The 577-nt window shown below is 28.4% G+C and carries 1 protein-coding gene; it reads left to right on the forward strand.

Features of this window, described 5'->3' with window-relative positions; translation table 11 throughout:
- Positions 1 to 74 precede the first annotated feature (74 nt).
- A complete protein-coding gene (locus tag AC2A1C_RS15855; RefSeq protein ID WP_484026906.1) occupies positions 75 to 467 on the forward strand; it encodes a helix-turn-helix domain-containing protein in 393 nt (130 codons plus the stop codon).
- The last annotated feature ends 110 nt before the right edge of the window (positions 468 to 577 follow it).

Below are 577 nucleotides of genomic sequence, written 5' to 3' on the forward strand. Positions count from 1 at the left end.
AATTCTTTTTGAAAGTATATATAACTTTTATGAAAAAATTATTACTTTTGGGATTGAAATTATAATATATAGTAATGGACACGATGGAAGTCATTATTGAAAAGATAAAAGAATACCGGAAAAAGAAAGGATTTTCTCATGAAAATATGGCAGAAGAACTCCACATTAGTCAGGCTGCATACAGCAAAATAGAAAAGAATGAAACCAAACTTACGGTAGACCGTCTTTATCAGATTGCTGAAATATTGGAAACTCCTGTGTATGAGCTTCTGGATGTAACGCCTAATAACATCTACAATCAACAGAATTTTTATGATACTTCTATAGGACATCAAGAGGTGCAAAATCTATATCAGGAGAACAAAGAAAAAACAGAAAAAATAGAAGCACTGTATGAAGAAAGAATAGTAGAGTTGAAAGCACAGTTAAAAGAATTAAAAGAAGAGATACAATCTTTAAAACAATAATTTATTTGTATAATGAACATAATCTTTGTCATTCCGTAGGAATCTCAAAAGTTATTAGAGAATTTTATATAGATTTCTGCGTAATGAAAAAGAGAGTATATTATAATATT

The organism is Chryseobacterium sp. HNCC26DJ241 (assembly GCF_057180505.1).

Excerpts from the sequence above, each read along its gene's own strand:
- AC2A1C_RS15855 (WP_484026906.1), top strand. The coding sequence starts at position 75 with ATGGACACGATGGAAGTCATTATTGAAAAGATAAAAGAATACCGGAAA.